Origin of the sequence: Paenibacillus sambharensis (assembly GCF_003233845.1) — a bacterium.
Classification (GTDB): Bacteria; Bacillota; Bacilli; order Paenibacillales; family Paenibacillaceae; genus Paenibacillus_I; species Paenibacillus_I sambharensis.
The window spans coordinates 55,717-75,180 of record NZ_QKRB01000028.1 but is presented as its reverse complement, the minus strand read 5'-3'; the positions used below and the strand labels follow the sequence as shown (position 1 = coordinate 75,180).

At 48.3% G+C, this 19,464-nt stretch carries 29 protein-coding genes and 2 pseudogenes; all 31 read right to left on the bottom strand.

What is annotated here, in order from left to right:
* Window position 1: 1 nt before the first annotated feature.
* Window positions 2-538, bottom strand: a complete 537-nt coding sequence (locus tag DNH61_RS03020) for a tubby C-terminal domain-like protein (RefSeq protein WP_111145196.1) — start codon at window positions 536-538, stop codon at window positions 2-4.
* A complete protein-coding gene (locus DNH61_RS03015) occupies window positions 535-1,215 on the bottom strand; it encodes a hypothetical protein (RefSeq protein WP_146240935.1) in 681 nt (226 codons plus the stop codon). Before DNH61_RS03015 ends, DNH61_RS03020 begins: the two co-directional genes overlap by 4 nt.
* Before the next feature lie 77 nt (window positions 1,216-1,292).
* A complete protein-coding gene (locus DNH61_RS27160) occupies window positions 1,293-1,598 on the bottom strand; it encodes a TIGR04104 family putative zinc finger protein (RefSeq protein WP_111145194.1) in 306 nt (101 codons plus the stop codon).
* A 419-nt stretch (window positions 1,599-2,017) separates the two neighbouring features.
* A complete protein-coding gene (locus DNH61_RS03000; protein ID WP_111145192.1) occupies window positions 2,018-2,716 on the bottom strand; it encodes a hypothetical protein in 699 nt (232 codons plus the stop codon).
* A 156-nt stretch (window positions 2,717-2,872) separates the two neighbouring features.
* Window positions 2,873-3,601: a metallophosphoesterase family protein gene (locus DNH61_RS02995; protein ID WP_111145191.1), complete on the bottom strand. Its 729-nt coding sequence runs from the start codon at window positions 3,599-3,601 to the stop codon at window positions 2,873-2,875.
* 61 nt (window positions 3,602-3,662) lie between these two features.
* A complete protein-coding gene (locus DNH61_RS02990) occupies window positions 3,663-4,133 on the bottom strand; it encodes a hypothetical protein (protein WP_111145190.1) in 471 nt (156 codons plus the stop codon).
* A 6-nt stretch (window positions 4,134-4,139) separates the two neighbouring features.
* Window positions 4,140-4,853, bottom strand: coding sequence for a class I SAM-dependent methyltransferase (locus DNH61_RS02985; RefSeq protein WP_111145189.1), 714 nt, complete (start codon window positions 4,851-4,853; stop codon window positions 4,140-4,142).
* A 91-nt stretch (window positions 4,854-4,944) separates the two neighbouring features.
* On the bottom strand, window positions 4,945-5,412 hold the full coding sequence (locus DNH61_RS02980; protein WP_111145188.1) for an SRPBCC family protein: 468 nt from the start codon (window positions 5,410-5,412) through the stop codon (window positions 4,945-4,947).
* Between the two features lie 6 nt (window positions 5,413-5,418).
* On the bottom strand, window positions 5,419-5,607 hold the full coding sequence (locus DNH61_RS02975; protein WP_111145187.1) for a hypothetical protein: 189 nt from the start codon (window positions 5,605-5,607) through the stop codon (window positions 5,419-5,421).
* 134 nt (window positions 5,608-5,741) lie between these two features.
* Window positions 5,742-5,856, bottom strand: a pseudogene (locus DNH61_RS27095) (cytochrome b6); the annotation flags it as partial.
* Between the two features lie 89 nt (window positions 5,857-5,945).
* Window positions 5,946-6,338 carry a VOC family protein gene (locus DNH61_RS02965; protein ID WP_111145185.1) on the bottom strand — a complete coding sequence of 131 codons (393 nt, stop codon included), beginning with the start codon at window positions 6,336-6,338 and terminating at the stop codon, window positions 5,946-5,948.
* Entirely contained in the window at window positions 6,319-6,813 is a 495-nt protein-coding gene (locus tag DNH61_RS02960; RefSeq protein WP_111145184.1) for an NUDIX hydrolase, read from the bottom strand. Before DNH61_RS02960 ends, DNH61_RS02965 begins: the two co-directional genes overlap by 20 nt.
* Before the next feature lie 105 nt (window positions 6,814-6,918).
* Window positions 6,919-7,362, bottom strand: a complete 444-nt coding sequence (locus tag DNH61_RS02955; RefSeq protein ID WP_111145183.1) for a GNAT family N-acetyltransferase — start codon at window positions 7,360-7,362, stop codon at window positions 6,919-6,921.
* A 154-nt stretch (window positions 7,363-7,516) separates the two neighbouring features.
* Window positions 7,517-8,008 (bottom strand): GNAT family N-acetyltransferase, encoded by a 492-nt coding sequence (locus DNH61_RS02950; protein ID WP_245947879.1) that lies wholly within the window; start codon window positions 8,006-8,008, stop codon window positions 7,517-7,519.
* A gap of 16 nt (window positions 8,009-8,024) precedes the next feature.
* Entirely contained in the window at window positions 8,025-8,969 is a 945-nt protein-coding gene (locus DNH61_RS02945) for an aminoglycoside phosphotransferase family protein (protein WP_111145182.1), read from the bottom strand.
* 180 nt (window positions 8,970-9,149) lie between these two features.
* Window positions 9,150-10,043 (bottom strand): DUF2268 domain-containing putative Zn-dependent protease, encoded by an 894-nt coding sequence (locus DNH61_RS02940; protein ID WP_111145181.1) that lies wholly within the window; start codon window positions 10,041-10,043, stop codon window positions 9,150-9,152.
* A gap of 63 nt (window positions 10,044-10,106) precedes the next feature.
* Window positions 10,107-11,021: an AraC family transcriptional regulator gene (locus DNH61_RS02935; protein WP_111145180.1), complete on the bottom strand. Its 915-nt coding sequence runs from the start codon at window positions 11,019-11,021 to the stop codon at window positions 10,107-10,109.
* Between the two features lie 104 nt (window positions 11,022-11,125).
* The gene (locus DNH61_RS02930) at window positions 11,126-11,947 is read right to left on the bottom strand and encodes a GNAT family N-acetyltransferase (protein ID WP_111145179.1); all 822 of its coding nucleotides are present in this window, start codon (window positions 11,945-11,947) and stop codon (window positions 11,126-11,128) included.
* Window positions 11,948-12,007: 60 nt separating this feature from the next.
* Window positions 12,008-12,460 (bottom strand): GNAT family N-acetyltransferase, encoded by a 453-nt coding sequence (locus DNH61_RS02925; protein WP_245947877.1) that lies wholly within the window; start codon window positions 12,458-12,460, stop codon window positions 12,008-12,010.
* Window positions 12,461-12,601: 141 nt separating this feature from the next.
* Window positions 12,602-13,489, bottom strand: a pseudogene (locus DNH61_RS02920) (methyltransferase domain-containing protein).
* A 26-nt stretch (window positions 13,490-13,515) separates the two neighbouring features.
* The gene (locus DNH61_RS02915) at window positions 13,516-14,133 is read right to left on the bottom strand and encodes an NUDIX hydrolase (RefSeq protein ID WP_111145178.1); all 618 of its coding nucleotides are present in this window, start codon (window positions 14,131-14,133) and stop codon (window positions 13,516-13,518) included.
* 306 nt (window positions 14,134-14,439) lie between these two features.
* Window positions 14,440-14,970, bottom strand: a complete 531-nt coding sequence (locus tag DNH61_RS02910; protein WP_111145177.1) for a DinB family protein — start codon at window positions 14,968-14,970, stop codon at window positions 14,440-14,442.
* Between the two features lie 65 nt (window positions 14,971-15,035).
* Window positions 15,036-15,629 (bottom strand): DUF4269 domain-containing protein, encoded by a 594-nt coding sequence (locus DNH61_RS02905; RefSeq protein ID WP_111145176.1) that lies wholly within the window; start codon window positions 15,627-15,629, stop codon window positions 15,036-15,038.
* On the bottom strand, window positions 15,622-16,002 hold the full coding sequence (locus DNH61_RS02900) for a VOC family protein (protein ID WP_111145175.1): 381 nt from the start codon (window positions 16,000-16,002) through the stop codon (window positions 15,622-15,624). Before DNH61_RS02900 ends, DNH61_RS02905 begins: the two co-directional genes overlap by 8 nt.
* 18 nt (window positions 16,003-16,020) lie before the next feature.
* The gene (locus DNH61_RS02895; protein ID WP_111145174.1) at window positions 16,021-16,371 is read right to left on the bottom strand and encodes a hypothetical protein; all 351 of its coding nucleotides are present in this window, start codon (window positions 16,369-16,371) and stop codon (window positions 16,021-16,023) included.
* A gap of 23 nt (window positions 16,372-16,394) precedes the next feature.
* Window positions 16,395-17,159, bottom strand: a complete 765-nt coding sequence (locus DNH61_RS02890) for an AAA family ATPase (RefSeq protein ID WP_425452200.1) — start codon at window positions 17,157-17,159, stop codon at window positions 16,395-16,397.
* 14 nt (window positions 17,160-17,173) lie between these two features.
* Complete coding sequence (locus DNH61_RS02885) at window positions 17,174-17,635, bottom strand: hypothetical protein (RefSeq protein ID WP_111145173.1); 462 nt, start codon at window positions 17,633-17,635, stop codon at window positions 17,174-17,176.
* A 61-nt stretch (window positions 17,636-17,696) separates the two neighbouring features.
* Window positions 17,697-18,080: a nuclear transport factor 2 family protein gene (locus DNH61_RS02880; RefSeq protein WP_111145172.1), complete on the bottom strand. Its 384-nt coding sequence runs from the start codon at window positions 18,078-18,080 to the stop codon at window positions 17,697-17,699.
* 30 nt (window positions 18,081-18,110) lie between these two features.
* Complete coding sequence (locus tag DNH61_RS02875; RefSeq protein WP_111145171.1) at window positions 18,111-18,632, bottom strand: GrpB family protein; 522 nt, start codon at window positions 18,630-18,632, stop codon at window positions 18,111-18,113.
* Window positions 18,619-19,143 (bottom strand): YfiT family bacillithiol transferase, encoded by a 525-nt coding sequence (locus DNH61_RS02870; RefSeq protein ID WP_111145170.1) that lies wholly within the window; start codon window positions 19,141-19,143, stop codon window positions 18,619-18,621. The genes DNH61_RS02875 and DNH61_RS02870 overlap by 14 nt, the downstream gene beginning before the upstream one ends.
* The gene (locus DNH61_RS02865) at window positions 19,144-19,461 is read right to left on the bottom strand and encodes a hypothetical protein (RefSeq protein WP_111145169.1); all 318 of its coding nucleotides are present in this window, start codon (window positions 19,459-19,461) and stop codon (window positions 19,144-19,146) included.
* Window positions 19,462-19,464: the final 3 nt, after the last annotated feature.

The following is a 19,464-nucleotide window of genomic DNA, read 5'->3' as shown; positions in this document are numbered from 1 at the left end:
CTCAATATACCTTAACCATTAAATAGTCCAGACAGGCTGTCAGGATCGGGCACAGTCCCTCCTCATTGATGGTGATAGACCGTCTCCGGTAATCCAGTCCTTTCCCAAACTGAATCACAGCGATTTCCAGTCCGCTCTCGCGCTCCGTAACCACTGTGCGCCTGTGCAAAAGCTCTCTGGTTAGGTCCAATGTACGGTCTTCCCATAGAATCTCAAATCTTGGATTCAGCTTGATCTTCGTGATGTCATTCACCTGAGCGGAGGTTTCCTGCCCATTCTCCAGTATAGCTGCATTCCACTTGTTCCTGCCTAGCCAGATATGCCGGTCGATGAGCTGCACAGCTTGTGCGTGATTCGCGTCTTGTCCTTCTATATTCATGTCATAGGAATCCATTGCCCAGCAGATCAGCTGTGACAGTCTATTCCGGTAACAGCGCCTGATGCTCCCCGCCGGCTCACCGTTCTCGTCTCCAGCGTATATCGTAATCCATGCTGAAGAGAGCTTAACTACTGGCAGGGTATAGTGGAAGGTCTTCACGACTGACTGCCTTCCGCAGCGGTGAACTTGCAGCGAAGCACGTAGACCAGTTCGTTATTCTTAATCGTCTCTTCTACATCGCTAGTCGTCCCGCCGCTATTCTTGTTCCAGGCTAATAGCGCAAGATCATGAGTTTTCCCGGGAATAATCTCTTCGACGGGCAGCGAGTGCACAATGCCGCTGGTAAGATCTTTTAACGGCTGGGTCATTTCTGTCATAGCCAACCCCTGGTCCTCTCGTAACGCGATCGTTATCTTCTCCTGTTCAACGCTGTCAAGCTTCGAGAAGGTATAATACAGTTTGTATTCATGATTCGCCTGATGGGATGGATCTGCAGCATTTATAAATTCGAATGGGACTACACCTATCATGCTCGTGAATTTACCCTTGTCATACCTGTCAATCCAGGCATCAACCTGAGTAAATCTCTGGCTGCCCAGCTGCAGGTCATACACCATGGCGATGTCCACACCTCCAGCCTTCAGGATGGCATATTCCGCATTATCGCTTGGCAATTGAATAATTTTGCCCTTATCCAGGGGTGCTTGCTCTTTCACTTTTACGACAGCTTCTTTATCATCCTGCTCTATGACGGCCGGAGCCTCATTATTCTGACAGCCGCCAAGCGATAAGGAACCTATAGCGATCAGCAATGCAAGTATAAGTTGTTTTCTCAAGCTATCCCCACTCTCTAGTTATGACTTACTAATTATACCATATATGGTTCGTTAATGAGATTAAAAAAGGAACTCTTTCAAGAGTTCCTCCGGTTATTTTTTTCTACCTTGACGAGAAAAGGCGTGAAGAATAGCGCACAGACTGCAATTAACAGCACGAGCGCGAGGGTCCCGGGCAGTGGCTGCTCAGGAAAGTAGAGCATTCGCATAAGCAGCGGAAAGACTACTACCAGTAAGGAGACAGCAAACCGCGAGGCTAATGTGATGGTATGAGCGTGCTGGCATGCCGGACACACCATGGACCGGTACCCGGACAATGCGGAGACGGTTTTCAGTACATGGGGGTAGCTGAAGCGGCGGCCGCAGTTATTACATTTAGGCATAGAGCCCACCCTTCCTCAAGAACATGTCAATAGTTACCTTGATAAGACAACCACTATCATATAAGAAAAGCCTGTTTATCGCCACCCTTACCTGCTCACACCCTCGGAATCTTCCTTCTCCCATAAAGACAGCAGTACCCACACCACCGCAGCGATCAGCGTGGTGATGCCAAGCGTATACAGCAGGCGGGCTATATCTATCTTATATGAGACTGAATATCCGTAACCTCATGACTATCATCAACAAGATTAAATAAGAACGTGTAGGTATAGCCATGAACGGTATTGTCAGGTCCCCAAACCGCTGCTGCGGGTATGAATACAACCCCTTCCAGAATAATAACTGCCAAGTATACGCAGAGTATAATACCCTTCGGACTTATACGATTTTTAAGCATAGTTCCCCCCTTCCTGTATGGTTAACCCTGTGGCTGTGACGTCCGTTGAAGCAAGGAGAGCATCCGTTCCTGTTCCTCCGGAAACGAGAGGGAAATATAGTCATAGAAGTCGCTGCGCTTGGCATAGGCTAATCTCTGCTTGCTTGAACCAGCGAGAAACTCGTTCAATTTACTGCTATCCTTTAAGACATCCAGATAGGGCAAGACTCTCTGGTCAATAAACTGTATAATCTGGCTGAATTTTTCGTCCGTGATTTTATAGACATTGCAGGTATGCCCCAGAATTTCCACTGCCTCGTCGGAAGCTTCATCCCTGCGGCGCATCTCTTCTCCATAGATATGCTTCACCCGCACAGTGCCCGAAGGCTCATCAGTAATGGTATGAATGAAGATTGCCGGGTATCCCAGAATCATGCCATCGTTCGTTTCCTGCCGGATCCCCCTTGCTTTCTTATTTTGCAGAACCCGCTGGGAGAAGAAGTAGGGCAAAATCTCGAGTGTCACCTGGTCGCCAGGCGTATTGTTGTTTGACCACATATGTATTTCAAGTCTAAGATCAGTTTCTTTATAAACCAGCTTGGGCCTGGAGCGAAAATATTTAAAGCCTTTAGCTTCATAATGCTTGCCTAGTCGATCACATACGGATTGAAATATTTCTTTGCAGGGTGTTCGGGAACCGTGATCAAATAATAACTGCTCCGGTTTTTGTGCCTGATTCATCAAGAAGCCCCCTTATTTCGTTGGATTAAGACAAAACCCGACCCCAGACAGCTCTTATCTAAGATCGGGTGTGGAATAATGCTTGAGCTACTTCCATAATTATACATGATATCCTGAAAAACTCTATAAAGTTTCCATAAAAAATAAAGAGAATGATTAACTGATCCCCCGGTATATTCCGGTTCTCAGCTCTTTACTGTAAGCTTCCAAGTCCGGCATCTCTGCCTCTACAGCATCGCTGATGGACCGCTCGATATCATAGGGAACTCTGACAAACTGCAGCTGAATCGTATCCTGTTCGCTGCTGTTTAACTTGCCCTGCAAAATAACATAGGAGGCTTGGGTGATATCCAGCGGATTGCCAACACTGCCAACGTTGAACAAGGTTTTACCGTTCAGATGCTGAAGGTAAGCATTATGAATATCCCCGTAGCCGGCAATCTCAGCCGCCGATTGGCTCGGACAGTGCTCGGAGCCTTCGAATAGAGAGAGCCGCTGATTGAGTTCATCCCAAGGCTGCGTACGCTCATACAAGCTTCTGGGCGACGCATGAAATAACCGGACCAGCTTGCCGCTCATCATGAATTCTATCGAGAAAGGAAGCGCAGCCAGATAGGACAGCCGCTGTTCCCCAAGCAGCCGCTGATGCCACTGAAGGGTCTCGCTCTCACAAGGCCTCGTTATAAAATCATCCCAATTCCCCTGTATAACCTGCTCGCACTTATGTTGAATGAGATCGACCACAGCATCCGAGTCCGGTCCCTTGCCGATCAAATCACCGAGACAGAAGATGGTCTTGACGCCCCGTTCCTCGATGTCCTTCAGCACCGCCTCCAGTGCGGGCATATTGCCGTGTATATCGGATATGATTGCTATCTGATCCATGCTTTCCCCTTTCCGTACATGCCTTATTAATGTTAGTTGTCCTGGACATCGCCCGGTTATGTTACTGCCCTTCTATTAACGAGCGGGCAATCTCATTGGCTTCCGCCTGCGTGCTGGCAGGACCAGCTATGTATCCATTCTCCATGTTATACCGCTTATCGAGCTCATCGAGCCAGATCCATACCCGGTCCAGCTCCTTGGATGCATATACAGTACCTTTTGTTTGGATAGACTTGTCACTGTTAAAGGACACAATCGTGCCGAAGAATCCGCTGCCCGATTCGGACAGCTTCACATCATAGGCCAAATCGTGGTCGACGGTCAGCCTGCCTTGAAAGACGCGGCTGCTGAATGAATGGCGCTGCACGTTTCCAACCAGCTGCACGACCGACTGCTTCTCCACACCTTCTTCGGTAGAGTAGATCACACTGGCTATTTCCTTATCCACCGCTGCCGGCTTAAACGCTGTATAGAGGAAGATAACGGCTGCGATCACGACAAGCGAACAAATGATAATGGTGATTTTCTTCATAACCACTCACTTTCTGCGCCATAAGCTCGCCCACAGGAACCTTTTCCCGAAGACAGGCTCATTCTGCGCATGCTCATTCATCAGGCGGACTTCTACTGGCTCAAAATAGCCAGACAGCAGATAAGTCAACCGCTCCTTGCTATACGACAATCCACTTCCGGAACCAACCACCCGGTAGACATCCTTGTCAGACCGTTCTGCGGCACCGCCTTCTTCCTCAAAACCCGGGGCGAAGCAGACTAAGCCTAAGTGGCCGCTTGGTCTAAGCTTGCTTGCCAGCAGGTCGACATATTGAATTCTTCTATGCGGCCATAGGTGATGAAACAAGCCCGAGTCATAGATTACGTCATACGGGATGTCAGGAAAACTGGTTGTAAATACATTACCAGCTTGAAAGTTTACCGTTATCTCTTTCTCGGCAGCCCTCTCTCTTCCCCATGTAATCGCTCGTTCCGAAAGATCCAGCGCATCAACTGTACAGCCTTGCTGAGCCATATAAATGGCATTCCGACCGGCTCCGCAGCCAAGCTCCAGGACTCGGCCTGGCTGGATTATCCCCATTTCAAAATAAGCGGCCAGATTCTCATCCGGGGCATCAACGAAAAACGGTATATCCCGGTCCCGGTCTTTATAAAATTCCTGCCACCGTTCTTCCTCATTACGAAACAAGTCATCCAGAAGCTGCATCAGTTCTTCCTGGTTACGTATTGTATCTTTCACGGCGTATACTCCCCTAGATAGAGCAGAAGCAAGCGGCTACTGCCGTTCGTTCTGTTCAATGATTTTATCCAGCCGGTCGATAATTCGATGATTATTTCACTTCTATTGACTGCTCCAGCAGCTCCTTCAGCTTAACCTGACGATAGGTGATAAAGGAGGTCATATACCGCTCCAGAACCAGCCTGTCGAATAGTCTGCCTACGATGCCAAACGGTGAAGAGAAGTCCAGAATATCCGTCATTATTGTTCCGCCTTCTGTTTCCTTAAACAGATGCGTGTGTGTCATATGCTTGAAAGCACCCTTCAGCATAATGTCTGCAAACATATAAGGCCTATTGTACTCCGTAACCTTGGCCTGCAGCTGCTGCCGGATGCCAAGATGTCTCGCTTCAAAGGTAACCGTCTCGCCGTTGCCGATTAATCCTGCAGTAACACCGCCAACAGCCCGTTCACGCGTATGCTTCCACACCGTCTGTGAATGAATCTCAATATTGCGAGCCGCATCAAAGCAAGCTTCAATTGGAGCTGTAACGAAAATTTCCTTGTGTACGTAAGCCAAATTCCATTATTCCTTTCCAATGAAGACACTAATACCAACTATTAGTAAGATTGCGGTAAGCACTACCCCAAAGGCGATCAAGAAGTTCAGCCAAAAAGGCCGCTCATCACCCTCATTATTTTCCATAACAGCAAGACGTTCATCAATCGACTTCAATGTCTCTTTAATCTCCCGCAGCTCCTGTTCACTGCTCATAATACCCCTCCTTGCTTCTACTGGCCTTCACAGCTGCCGTTTAAACTTCCACCAGTATCGAACGATATAGTAGACCAGTGATAAGATTAACCAAGCTAATAAGCTGCCCGCCAAACCGCCCCACTCAAATCGATAGACTTCCCCGAAGCTGACCTTATGCTGCAGATAATCCACTGATTCATATTCGTTTACAATATCAGGCACGTAGTACATGGTCATCAGATATCCGCTTACCCCTTGATAGGCCGTGTATACAAGATAGACAACTAGAGGAAAAAGTAGCGATTCCACAGCGATGCGTCTGTTCCATTTTTTCAATCGAAATCCCCCTGGCTGCATCAAGCCCAGCTCTTCATTCGTTCCTGTAATGTAGACGTGTGCAGCTCCAATTCAGTTTCATCCGGGTCCAGAAAATTTATAGCCCAGCCCCCGCCTCGTTGAACCGGTCCCCGCACAATCGGCACATTGTACCGTATCAACTCTTGCACTGCTTCATGGAAATCTTCTTCCTGTATATAGAACGCGATATGATCGGTTCCAATATGCTTGGTGCCTGCAGCCGGGAAATCGGGCCTATCGAGCAGACAGATCCAGGCGCTCCCCCACTCCAGATATGCATCCTTGTTCCCCTTGTGAATGACGCGCATGCCTAGCAGATCCCGATAAAATGCCAGTGACTGCTCCAGGCTCCGAACATTGATGGTCACATGACTAAACCCCTGTACCTTCACTGCTTCTCTCCTCCGCTGGATCTGTATATTGGATGTAACCGGTTCTTCTCAAGATCAATTCCGAGAATGGATTGAGGTCTGGGATTGGGCGGTCAAGCGGAAAATAAGCAAGCTCCAGCCCCTCGTCATCTTGAATGACGGGTTTCCCCTCCACCCCATGCGCTTCAAATACCGCCAACGCATTGTAAATTTCATCGCCATGAGGATAACGGTAATACATATCCTTGCCCGACAGGAGAGCAATGAACGTATACCTGCTTGCGGTAAGGCCAGCTTCTTCATATAACTCTCGCGCAGCTGTTTCCTCGAATGACTCTCCCAGCTCCATGGCGCCGCCAATCGTTCCCCAGTCCAGGCTGTCGGTCCGCTTCTGCAGCAGAATATGCCCCTCTGTATTCAACACAATTACACAAGCCCCTGCCATAATCAATGGCCTTGTCCCTACGAGCGCTCTAAGCTCACTTATGTATCCCAACGGTTTGTTCATCTCCTTGTCATCAGCTCACGGTTATGAAAATGGATAAAAACAAGGGGCGAATGTCGAATAACATGCCCCTTGTTTATTTGGAATCTTTTTATCCTATAAGTCAGTAAACGTATAGCTCACAACCATCTCGCCCCATGGCGCAATTCCTTCTTCCACAAAACCGGCTTTGGCATACAGCCTGCCAGCCGCATGATTGTCCGGATTATAGCCAAGCTTCAGTACCGCTGAGCGGTCCTTCATCTGGCGTATCTCTTCCATGACCAGCTGAAGGGCCTCTGAGCCGTAACCATAACCCTGGCGGTCACCCTCTATCATGAACCTGCCGATCCAATAGTTGCCGTCGTCAGCATCGATGCCGTACATGACAAACCCGACCATTTCCTCGGCCTTATAGATTCCTTTACAGACATACCCATGATAATGCGACTCTGCTAATGAATACAGGTTTGATGCGACAAAGCCTTCCTGCCCCTCCTTCGGCTTAAGCTCGATGCAGGCCTGCCAGTTTGTCTTGTCAATGCTTCGTAATGTGATCATTTACCAGAATTCCTCCTCTTATTGCGGCAGAGGAATCCCAACAAACAGACTCTCTACCGCTCTAACCTCTCAAGCCTTTCCTCCGTTACAACCGTTAACAGCTGATGAATGTTTGTTCTCATACTGCATCACTCCTTTCAAGATATAGGGCAATCTATACAGCGCTTCTCCCGCTCGTCAGAACAACCGATGTTTCCACCTGCCGCTCGGATATTTGCCAATACTGCTTCAGCAGGATGCTCTTCTCCTCTTCCGACACTAACTCAAACCCATTGCGGTGGTAGAATCGGATGGCCCAATCGGCAGCTGCCCAAGTACCAATAAGCACAGTCTTATCGGCTCTCTCGGTCAGGTGGCGGAGCAGCCGGGTTCCAATCCCCTTGCTTCTGCTTGTTGTCCGCACATAAGCATGCCTGATTAACGTGACATCCCCCTTATCCTGAATGCCCATCACCCCAATCAGCTCGCCCTCCTCCTCGTACCCCCAAAACTCAACGCCATCCTGTATTTCCCGCTGCAGCTCCTGTTCCGGCATGTAGGGCTCATGGTAGCGGTCAGCCGGGATAATCCCCCGGTAGGCTTGCGCTGCATCATTAATAATCGTATGTATCATGCCAAAGTCATCAGCCTTGCACGCTCTGATCAATGCAACCACTCCGATCCTATTCTGTTGACGGGTACCATTTGGGCTTAATCCGTTCAAAATAATCATGATCGTCCAGCACCCGGTTGATCTTCAGCATCATGGCCTTCATGTTGCCTGGCTGAACCTGAAGCGTCCATACAACAGAAGAAAACAGGCACATGGCAATGTATATGGCATATAGTCTCCAGAACAGCTCCGTTGGCGGCTGCTGCCTATGATAGCCATCGATCTGGCCGATCGAGTATGGAATACTGAGCTCCGTACAGAACATTCCAAGCTTCAGGAAATCATGGACCGGATCGCCCCAGTCATATCTCTCAAAATCGATAACGCCAGCCAGCTTCCCGTCCCTCATTACAAGGTTGGCGAGATGGTAATCATCATGCTGCAGACAATCCGGCCTGCCCTGCATGAGCGGCAGGTTCTGTTCAATGAAAGCCATAACTTGTTCATCATGCCGTATCCGTACACTTTGATTCAAATATGCCTCTATGTATCTTCTATGCTTGGCGGTTTTACGTTCATACCAGGATTCTGCTAAAGCAGGTGCGGCAAAATCGTGGATTTTCCTAAGCTCAGCTCCCGCATCCAGTCCGATTTGATACTGCTCCTGCTGTGTAAATTCAGAGATGACCTCCGCTGCTTCCTGGCCTTCTATGTATGAGGCAATTGTGTAACCCAGCTCAGGGGCCAGTCGGCCGATAGCCATCGGCTGGGCACACCGGATACCGCTGCCGTGCAGCTTTGCCATGAGGTCGAATTCTATCTGCTTACGTTCTTCAAGGTCTGTGGGAAAAGTCCGCAAGAGATAACGGTTAGTAAGATCTTTACCGGCACGTTCTGTAACGAGAAATTTTCCGTCACCGGACATTCCTCTGTATATAGGCCAAATATCGGCATCTGCTGAGAAGAGAGAGCGCTCCCCGATCAGCCTGATGATGTCTTCCTTGTTCATGAACATTAGGATTCCTCTCTATAGCACGTTGCCCGAAACAAATGCACACAGCTGGACCATATAACGGTTTGTCTTGATCATACCATAGAAATCCATTCCTTGGTAAAGAGTCCACATCAGGATCGTCAGGAGTGCATCATTCCTATGGCATGTTCAACTGCGGCAAACGAGATGAATCTTTTCCTGTCAGCCAAACAGCCCGCACTCGCTAATGATCTCTTCCGCACTAAGCAGCGTAGCCTCTTGTATGCCGATTTTATTTCTCTTCAGGAAAGATTGCACCACATGATAGCCTACCGAGTATCCGGCAAAAGGCGACAGGCCTACCGGCTGGTACCCCTGCTCTCGTGCGAACGTATCTCCAAACATATAGCTGCTGACCTCTGCGAAGCCTTTAATGGGTAATGCATTCTTCATAACTTCCAAGGAATAGGCCAGGTCCTCTTGGTTTATCGAAGTCACCCAAGGCCCCAGCAGTGTTTCTCCGTACAGCTCCTGTGCGAATGATTCTGCCAAGCCTTCAATGACCAGATAATCACCGACAGTTACATTGCCATGATCCCAGTTGAAATAAGAGAACCGGATATTATGATGAAACTCATGTGCTACAACTGCGGGCAGCCGCGGCAGATTATATGCATTGGGGTAAAGCATAATCTGTATGAAGCCTGGTATCCCTCCGAAACCCGTATAACCATGCTGCAGCTCCAGCTTGACCGGATCGGCAACATACAGCCCAAACACCAGCCGGCCCGCACGGCAGTTGAGGTTGTTCTTCTCTGCATAGGCAAGACAGTGCCTCAAGGTATCCTGCGCTGTCTCCATAGCATGCCGCTCCCTTAGCATCTTCACCGCAGTCCTTCCCATTGCCGTCTCTGACAAAGGCAGGTAACCAAGCATACCGGCTGCCATCACGACATCATAGCCACCGGGCTGCTTGGCCTTCAGCGGTACTTGAATGGTGCTCCACATCTTCTCGAAGGGCTTCATCATCTGATAGCGAAAATAATCCTCTCTGCCTTCATTCAGTGCATATAAATGATCATATTGTTCAAGTGTATTCGCTAATACAAGCTCCATGTCTATCACGCTCCCTGACCCTACTCTAATGGATCACGCAGCGTTAGGGTCAAGGGCAAGTCCTTATTTCCTTGGTGCCAGTGGAATATACAAATCAACTTTTGCCTTGCCCTCCGGATCCTCTGCAGGATTGTTCATACAGAACTCCAGGCAGTGCCTGTCATCCGGTTCATAGATGCTGTTAGGAAGCCACTGGCCATATATGCTCTGGTAGGCGATCGCCAGTTTATCAATAGTGTCGTAGAAGGAATACAGGCCGTACAGGCCTCCGGGAAGTGTGCGGAATTGCACCTCTGAGCCCCCCTCTTCCCTTGCATCCGGCGGAATGGTCACACAGGCATCATACCGGCAGGCGTACTCCTCTGTAACGCTTGGATCATCAAGCGAGATGCCAATGTACATATGTGCCGGGGGAAAGAAGCCTCTGCCTGCAGCCCACGAACCTATTTTTCCCCAAGCCTGATAGGTGTCCAAATAACTTCCAACATGCCTTACATAGGCGACTTCCATATCCTTCAGTTCTGTAATCGTTACATTCATTTGCCATACCCTCCTGAGAAAAGAATAATGATGAATACCTTCATCATAACGCGGAGGGATGGCTGATTCTCCCTGCTTATTGCCGTCTACTGACGGTATATTGCGGTTCTGGAGATGTTCTTTTCTCTGCTGGCTTGGTGTCTTGTGGAAGTGCTTCTTGAAGGCTGCGTTGAAATTCGACAAGGAATCAAACCCGCATTGGACGGAAATGTCCAGGACACTCATGTCTGTTTCGGTCAGATAGCGGGCTGCACGGTTAAGCCGTAGCATATTTAAGTAAGCGAGCGGCGTTGAACCGGTGACCGAACTGAAGATCCGAGAGAAGTGATACTTGGAAAATAGCGAAATCTCCGCCAGCTGGTCCAGCGAGATTTTCTGTGACAGGTTGTCCTCCATATACCGGATGACCTGGTTAATACGGCTGGCATAGCGGTTCATGCTTGTACTCCTTTAAAATGAAGCAGTTGTTAGTTAGCCGTCCTATGATCGTGCCGACTCGACGAAGTGCGGCGACAATTACAAGATTGTTGATAGGAAGCCCGCTAGCTGCGGCCCTGTCCTGCTGTCCATGTTGTTCGAATGTAGCCGATTCTCATGCCCGCGCGCTCCATGTTTCGATGGCTCTGTGACAGGAAGGAACACTGGCCGACTACGATCTTGCTGTTAGCCTTGGCTGCTTCTACAACCCTTCTCTGAATAAGGGCAGTTTGCAAGCCTTGACCCCGGTGCTCCGGCAGAGTCGCCGCGAAGGTCAGGGAGGCAGCGCCATTATTCTGATACATCACTGCTGTAGCTGCAGGAATGCCGTTCAAATACGCGACAAGAAACTTCCAGCCCGGACGATGATAGAGAACCTTGTTATTGGCTGCCACATGAGGTATTCCGTTATCCGGCAAGCCTGTACCCCGGCAGTGCAGCATGGCGTACAGCTCGAATTCATCCTCCTCCAGCTCTTTCACAACAATCTCTCCATTGTCTATCATTAGGTCTAAACTCGGCTCTCTATATAACGAAGCATGGTAGCCTGATTGATAGAAGCCCCGTTCAGCCAGTGCATGAAGCGATGGTCCATCCACCAATCCCGGAACCATCTCGAACTGTGCATTGCGAGCCTTGGATGTATAGAACGCCAGAATATCATCCAGGAATGGCAGATTCTCAGAGGTAAATCCTTTTACCGTATTGAAGGAAGGCCAGGGCATCGTTGCGCTGTACAAGCACAAGGCGCTGCCGAATCGCCCGATTTCCACTCCTTCCGGGTTACCCGGCCTGGCCTGGATCGCTGTCATGCGGTCGAACATATAATCGTTTTCCGAAGCTGCAATGGCTCTAACGATTGCTTCGGATGGAAGAATCTGCGACATTTATTCACCTCAATATGGTTATGTATCTCTGTAATTACAGCTTTGCCGATTTAAATTGCATTACAGCAGCAGTTCAAACTCAACTTCATGTTTAACCGGGATATCATCATAACCTAGAAGCGGAATAGTGGGTTTAATAATTCTCGCTTCTGTTATTGCATTCCGGTGAACCGCTGCCATATCAAATCCGCGTTTCTGATAAAACCGTATCGCCCGGATATTATCATTGGATGTTATAAGCCAAATACGCCTGCAATTCTCCTGCTTTGCACATTCAATTACCGCCTGAATCAGCTTGGTGCCAATTCCCCTATTTTCTACCTGACTGTCCAGCGAGACAATTTCGCACTCCGAGTTAGCCATATAGTACAAAATACAGCCAGCCAGCTCTTGTTCATGCATGACAACATATCCTGGCAGGCTCTGCAAACGATGAACTCGGCCTCTGGAGACAATAATTTCACCACTCAGGGCAGCAATCTGTTCACGCGTTTGTCCATCACTAATCTCCATTATCTTAACATCCATACTTGCTGTCCTAAGAAGCGTTAAACTCTTCGTCTTCAAGCAGCTTGCCATCATATTGAAGAGTATGCTCCTTAACATCTCCTTTCTCCTGTATCAGCATTAACATTGCCGGCATCAAACACCGTTCTATTGGATTGGCTTCACTACTATGCCTGACGTAATCTTCATGCAAGGAGCAGCTGTATAGCAGGATTCTTGTGAAAATAACTCCGAAAGCTTCAGCTCTGCTGCATACTGCTGTTCTGCCTCCTCACGGCTCAGTCCCCGACTCACAAGATTAGACAGAAACGCCTCACGTTCACCAGGACTTGTGCCTATGCCTTCAGCTACGAGAGACTGATACAGCCGGGTTTTCCCCTCCCCGCTCGCCTGCGGGTCATAGAAATTCACCTTATCGCTGACTCTGCAATCGATCTGAGTTACACCCGGCTGGCTCAGATAGGCAGGGAGCTTGATGCCGATATTGCCGTCTTTTCCTGAATGGGCTGCATCCGCTTCATACAGCCGCTGCAGGCTGCCAAGCGATACGATGTCAGCGTGCGAGGTTTCATCAATCATCCAGCTTGCCATATTAGCGATCCAATGCGGCTCAAAGCAGATGATCCGGCCCGGGCTGGCGAGGGAGTTTATCATCGTCTTGAGGGTATGCAAAGGCTCTGTCATATGCAGCAGTAGCGCATGACAAACTACGAGGTCATACGACTGTTCCGGATGGTAAGTGTTAACATCCCCCTGCACAAACTCAGCCTGATAGGGCAGCCCCGCAAATATTCGTCTTCCCGTATTGAGCAGTTCCTCTCCCAGGTCGATCCCTGTATATCTCGAGCCTTCCGGAAGCAAAGGCAGCAGCTTGAGGCCAAGGAAGCCCTAGCCACAGCCGTAATCAAGTATGCTGACAGGGGTTGTTATACGCCATACCTTCTGCACAAGAAATTCGAGGTAATCATCATTGTAATACAGGCCTCTTGTTTGCATCAGGTAATCAATTCGTTCATCCCATTCATAGGCAGCCATCTGCGGTCTCCTCAATGAAACTATTCTTAGTCACAAAAAACCTCCCGGGACGGGTCACGCAGGAATTCGAACAACCCCCGGATCTGCCGCTCCGTATTGCGTTCAATTGAGAGCTCCGGCAGATTGTCTTCTCTGTAAAATGCAGCGCCCATCGTCTCACTGCTTTCCTGAGCTTCCCCGCCTACAAGCCTGCAGAGTATAAAGAATTTATAGACATGATAAGGTGACGGCGGATGATCGTGAAACTTCTTGTCATGGACACCTAGTAACCGGACCGGTACAACATCATAGCCCGACTCTTCCTTCACTTCTTTGACCGCTACTTCCATCGGTGACAGGCCAATATCCGCCCAGCCGCCGGGCAGCGCCCAAGCACCGTCAACACGCTCCCGAACTAGTAATATCTGATCTTCCTTGAACACGACAGCCCGAATATCGACCTTGGGGGTCGCGTAGCCTGTCTCACTTGCGAACAGCTCCCTGATTTGCTCGGTCTCAACCCCTACGTACTCTTGCATAATGGTTACGCTCAACGAACGCAGCTGCTCAAACCTCTCGAGATCATAGACATCCCTGGAATATTCCAGCCCCGCCTGACTAATCGCCTGAATCTGCTTGGCCCATTCCAGCCATTTTAGCTGCATTTATAAAAACCTCCTATATACCCCATCAGTTGGTTTATAAACGTAACCACTGTATACAATTTATTTGTTATGTTCACTTGCGGGCTCTTCGCTTGAGGCCTTGTGTGCAGGACCAACGTTTACCCCATCTGTTCATATGTATTACCTAGGAAATTAGCAAAATCATTTAAAGTAACTATTCCTATAATAACGATTATAGCTATGAATAATAGAATAATAACGATGACAGTGTTCTTCTTCAATGATATCCCACCCGTCCGCTTATTGCCCGCACAGTAAATTCCTCCAGTCATGAGGATCTTTTTATTAGCAACACAACTGCTTGATCCGCTTTGCCATCCATCTAATCTGGCCCCGGTGATTTATTTCATCCTCCATAACATGGAACCAGCGGAATTGAATATTGGACGGCTTCCCGTCAAAAGGTTTTTGGATTTCCAGCCAGCTGTCATCTCTAGATTTCATGCCGAGTAGTGTCAAGGTTCGCTCCTGATGAAGCAGGTCGAGATAATAACTGAGCGGGTGCCCTTTGATTTTCTCTCTTGCCGAATCACCGAGAGCTAACGCCGGTTCCCAGAAGGCCAGTTCTTCCTTAGTCGGTTTCCTGTCTTCCATCGTTACTGTCCGGTAATAATAATCGACTGCTGCGATATGGAGAAGAAGCGCTCCAATGGAGTTACAGCTATCATCTATTAAGTAATCCAGCTGGTCTACCGTTAGTCCTTCCACGCTCTTGACCGTTGTGTAACGAGCGTAATTCATCATACCCACAAGCCGGCTAATATTAGGCGTATATCCGTCCTTACTTGTAATAAGATATAGTTCCTTATTATCCATATCCGCTCTCTTTCTGCCCGCAGGCGATACCAGCAACGTTTCTACAGCAAGAATGCGAAATCTATCTACTGATTGAGTTTGCGTAAAAAATCTCTCAATTTTCCATCATCCCAATCATACATGTCAAGCAGGGCCTGATAGGGATCACCGCTAATATCCAGCAGTCGGGCAAAAGCTGGTTCGGTCTTTAACCCGTTTCGTTTCAACTCTATGATCCTATTCCTTGCTGAGTTTTCCAAAATAGAGAGAATCCGCGCTTCAATGACCATATGACGGTATGCATTTTGCCGGGATGATGGAATAGGCTGTCCGAACAGCTCGATTGTCCAGTTGTTACAGACAAAGCTGCTAACTACCCGGTGCGTACCGTTAACCGTCCTGCTTCGAACACTGAATCCTTCCTCTTCACCATACAGTTGACTCACAACTTTAGCGAACGTTTCAGGCTCATATACCTCACATATGATATCTAGATCACTGGAGGGAAGATTAATGCCAATCGGGACAGTCCCGGCTAGTATGGGGTTATAGTTACGCAGCTGCTCGAAGATATTAAGCTGTACCAAAAGTTCATATACTTCTGCCTGCTCATGGCTGCCGTTCTTGAGATACTCAAGCGAGGTGTAGTCTATGTAGTACCTGTTCTTAGAGTTATTCATAGTTGGACAGTTCCAGCAGGTTGCCGTCAGGATCTCTGAGGTAGATAGACCGTATACTGCCCTTCGCCCCCGTTCTGCTAACCGGTCCTTCTTCAATGAAAATACCGCGGCTGCTTAAGAAATCAGCATACTGCTCGACCGGGGTTCCCGTTACGAAACATAGATCAGCCGATCCTGGCCGGGGACTTAATGCCTTAGGCTCGAATTCCTTGCCATGTTCATGGAGATTGATCTTCTGATCCCCAAATGCCAAAGCCTTGCGGCCGCTGCCAAAGGTAACTTCCTTCATCCCTAGCAGCCCGGTGTAGAACGCTATGCTTTTCTCAATATCCGCTACCGTCAGCACAATATGATCCAGCGACTCGACCTTCAACTCGAACACCTCCCTAGATTAGTAAAAATCAATATCTCTAACAAAAGGGATATAGTTATCCGTCTGCATAATATAAACCGCCGCAGCAATCAAAATGACAACCATTAATGCGTTAAACAGATAAAATCGTCTGACTAACCGGAAGTAAGTTATGATTGTGATCACACTTAGTAGCAAAGCCAAAAATAGAGATGCTATAATACTGATCCAGAACATTGCCTGAACAGCCTCAATCGATGCCAGATTGATATTGGTGACACTGAGATGAAACGTATAATTATCCGCGCAAATGTAAAAGAAAATCCACAGTGTAAGAAACGCTGCTGTAAACAATAATATGCCGCAGGAAACTTTTGCTAGCTGTCTCATGTTGTGTACTTCTTCTCCTCCAGTCAATCTTGGACGTCATCTAACAGTTCGCGAAGCATCTTATCCTTGCGATTGACGAATTCCTTCATGACAATATAGTGGTCAGTCTCTTCTAAGGTTGTTACCTCAATTCCATCTGGTGTCAGATAATAGATCAGGGAATCGGGATAGGCCATTACAATTGGGGAATGGGTGGAAATAATAAACTGGCTGTCCTGCAAAACGAGTTCATGTATACGGGTCAGCATAGCCATCTGGCGGACCGGAGACAAAGCAGCTTCCGGTTCATCCAATATATAGAGTCCCTGCCCGCCAAACCTGTGAATAAAAGCAGCGAAGAAAGACTCGCCATGCGACTGTTCGTGAAGCGATTTTCCTCCATACGAATCTCTAATTGGCGGACCGAACGAAGGTTCCTGATACATATCATCTATATTCGATGCCAGATTGTAATAGCTTTCCGCACGGAAGAAAAATCCGTCTCTTGGTGTTCTCACCCCACGAACCGGTCGAACGTACTCATGTAAGGGTGAATGGGTCATCCGTGTGGAGAAGTTATAGTTCTTGGTTCCGCCCTCCGGATTAAAACCCCAGGCTACGGCGATAGACTCCATCAAGGTTGATTTGCCCATGCCATTCTCACCAGCTATATAGGTTACCTTGGGATGAAATCTGAGCTTGTCCAGCTGACGGATTGCCGGGAGGTTGAACGGATACTTATTCGCGGAAGGATAGCGCTTCCTGTCAAACTCGACCCATTGCAAAAATAGACCATTTTCGCTCATCATCCCAACTCCTCCTATCACTGCCGTCTCTTCTTCGCATAGTTTAAACCCAGCAGTACAGCTAAGAGCAGCACAGCAGCAGCTGCCACATAATAAAGGCCATGAGTCTTGCGTAATGCTTCCATTATCCACATGGATGAAGATTCTTTGCCCCCGGGGTATTTCCCTATATACTCTGCCCGCAAGTAGGTGTGCTGACCGGTTTGAACAGCAATGGCCTCGTCGGCTACAATACCTTGAATGGTGTAATATTGGGTTCCAGCTGGGAATGTATTCGAAAAATTACCGCTGTAAGTCCCCTCTTCATCCGAATACCGGGTAACCTCACCCACCCGTTTGGTTATCTCAGCCTCATCAATAACTTCGTCTGTAACCTGATAACTGTTTCCGTCATATACGACAAAGTTATAAGCCCAATCAGCCAAGCATGCAGACGTGCCAATGAACATGAAACTTAAGAGCAGTGCTAAGATCCTCACAGCATTCACCCCTTTGTAACCTATGTATAAATTGGTGGTTGCTCTATATCGGTTACCCGCCTCAACTATAATCTTCGATCAGGGAAATCCGGCCATCCTTAAACTCAAAGAGGGACAGCCCCTTCAGGTTTATTCTTGAGCCGGCTTTCAGCCCGTTGGGCATGCCATCAGCCAGTACGCCTTCGAACTCTATCGTCGCTTTCATGCCGCTGTCTGCAGCCTGGATCTCTTCAACCGTTTGGCAGCGCTGGGCAAACAGCTTCGCTCCTTGTCTGGCTAACTGGCGGAACTGCTCGATACCTGTGGTCTCTACTTCCATAACGTTGTTCGAGTAATTACGAAAGACAATATTCGGATGCAGTACGCTGAGCATGCCTTCTATATCGAAGTTATTATAGGCGTCTATATACTGCCGAATCAGTGCTTCCTTCTGCATATTATCCATATCGAACCTCCCGGTTGATACTTAATTACTCTAATTATGACTCACGGACTGGCGAGCTTTAGTGAGGATTTCCTCAATGAAGGGATGCTTGGCAGCCGTATACCCGGCACGGTCATTAGGAAACTGCTGGGCAAGCGTCCTCTTAAGAGCTATGTACAGATTCCTATCTTCCTTGTTGTTCCTGAGGTGATCCCGGAATAGCAGATTGTCTTGCCAGTATCGTGTCCCAAACTCGTATACATGAACATGGTGAGTGCCGGCTCTCCATTCCCCCTTGCGAAAAAACCTTCGATGCGGGAACTCCGCATGCTCCACATGCTCATAACCTGCTTGGTTCAACTGCATAATGTGATGCTCCGTCAATTCCGCTAAACCCCTAACTCCAACGGCAATATCGATGCAGGGCTTCGCTGCCAAGCCAGGCACAGATGTGCTGCCAATGTGCTCAACTGCCACAGCAATATTTTCCAATATACTCCGCAGCAGTTCCTCTTCCCGCTTAAAGAGAAGAACCCACTCCCGGTTATACTCCAATAACTTAACCTCTCCCATACGACCCCCGACTTCTTATCTGTTCCAGATGGTGCCTGTCATGCCATAAGAAACGCTGGACTGCAGTGTCTAGCCGGAGTATACCGAAAGCTTCACTATTCATCGTCCGATGAAAGTCTTCATGATCTAAAGTTCTCAAGAGGGCGACAAAACGAGAATAGATGGCATCGATCAACGACAATGAACAGTCTACAGGCATCATATAATCCGCTAGAGCTGCCCACTTATCCTGTTGATACGAAGAAACGTGAGGGCAATCCTCTGTCAGTGCCCGCTTGAATCTGAAGTATGCGTTCATATTGTTATCTGCAATATGATGCACAACCTGTCTAACCGTCCAGCCGCCCGCCCGGTAAGGGGTGTCCAGTTCAGCATCATTGAGCTGTCCCACAACCTCCCTTAGCATGGCTGGTGTCTTCCCAATCTCACTAATCCACGTATGTATAACATCCAAGTCGGGATTCTCACAAGCTTGAAACGGCCCTATTGGATAAGACGGGTTTACAGTCATCTACACGTCCTCCTCCGGTCTGCTTGTCGCTCTATCTTCCACCTTGTGCTCAAACCTTGCCCGCTCCGAGAGGTTAAGGTCAATACTCCTCATATAGTCCGTATCCAGAATCAATGCTTGGATCGCAACGTTTTCGAGAAATACCTTATGGTTCTCCGGATTTTGGTTCAATCGGTCAAACCATTCGTATTCCTTGGCGAGCTTCTTGATTCTGGATTTAATTTTACTTCTGCGGCGATACCGATCCACCCGGCCTGCACTCTTGTACGAGAACAATTCGGCTATGAATTCGACCAGCAGTTCAATTACAAAGCTCATGCA

Bases quoted from the DNA above. Each gene is read 5' to 3' on its own strand.
- DNH61_RS02990 (WP_111145190.1), bottom strand. From the start codon at position 4,133: ATGAAGAAAATCACCATTATCATTTGTTCGCTTGTCGTGATCGCAGCC.
- DNH61_RS03000 (WP_111145192.1), bottom strand. From the start codon at position 2,716: ATGAATCAGGCACAAAAACCGGAGCAGTTATTATTTGATCACGGTTCC.
- DNH61_RS02995 (WP_111145191.1), bottom strand. From the start codon at position 3,601: ATGGATCAGATAGCAATCATATCCGATATACACGGCAATATGCCCGCA.
- DNH61_RS02875 (WP_111145171.1), bottom strand. From the start codon at position 18,632: ATGGGAGAGGTTAAGTTATTGGAGTATAACCGGGAGTGGGTTCTTCTC.
- DNH61_RS02930 (WP_111145179.1), bottom strand. From the start codon at position 11,947: ATGTCGCAGATTCTTCCATCCGAAGCAATCGTTAGAGCCATTGCAGCT.
- DNH61_RS02865 (WP_111145169.1), bottom strand. From the start codon at position 19,461: ATGAGCTTTGTAATTGAACTGCTGGTCGAATTCATAGCCGAATTGTTC.
- DNH61_RS02895 (WP_111145174.1), bottom strand. From the start codon at position 16,371: ATGAGACAGCTAGCAAAAGTTTCCTGCGGCATATTATTGTTTACAGCA.
- DNH61_RS02880 (WP_111145172.1), bottom strand. From the start codon at position 18,080: ATGGATAATATGCAGAAGGAAGCACTGATTCGGCAGTATATAGACGCC.
- DNH61_RS02945 (WP_111145182.1), bottom strand. From the start codon at position 8,969: ATGTTCATGAACAAGGAAGACATCATCAGGCTGATCGGGGAGCGCTCT.
- DNH61_RS02975 (WP_111145187.1), bottom strand. From the start codon at position 5,607: ATGAGCAGTGAACAGGAGCTGCGGGAGATTAAAGAGACATTGAAGTCG.
- DNH61_RS02935 (WP_111145180.1), bottom strand. From the start codon at position 11,021: ATGAACCGCTATGCCAGCCGTATTAACCAGGTCATCCGGTATATGGAG.
- DNH61_RS02910 (WP_111145177.1), bottom strand. From the start codon at position 14,970: ATGGATAATAAGGAACTATATCTTATTACAAGTAAGGACGGATATACG.
- DNH61_RS02890 (WP_425452200.1), bottom strand. From the start codon at position 17,159: ATGATGAGCGAAAATGGTCTATTTTTGCAATGGGTCGAGTTTGACAGG.
- DNH61_RS02915 (WP_111145178.1), bottom strand. From the start codon at position 14,133: ATGCAGCTAAAATGGCTGGAATGGGCCAAGCAGATTCAGGCGATTAGT.
- DNH61_RS02940 (WP_111145181.1), bottom strand. From the start codon at position 10,043: ATGGAGCTTGTATTAGCGAATACACTTGAACAATATGATCATTTATAT.
- DNH61_RS27160 (WP_111145194.1), bottom strand. From the start codon at position 1,598: ATGCCTAAATGTAATAACTGCGGCCGCCGCTTCAGCTACCCCCATGTA.
- DNH61_RS02925 (WP_245947877.1), bottom strand. From the start codon at position 12,460: ATGGAGATTAGTGATGGACAAACGCGTGAACAGATTGCTGCCCTGAGT.
- DNH61_RS02905 (WP_111145176.1), bottom strand. From the start codon at position 15,629: ATGAATAACTCTAAGAACAGGTACTACATAGACTACACCTCGCTTGAG.
- DNH61_RS02955 (WP_111145183.1), bottom strand. From the start codon at position 7,362: ATGATCACATTACGAAGCATTGACAAGACAAACTGGCAGGCCTGCATC.
- DNH61_RS02870 (WP_111145170.1), bottom strand. From the start codon at position 19,143: ATGACTGTAAACCCGTCTTATCCAATAGGGCCGTTTCAAGCTTGTGAG.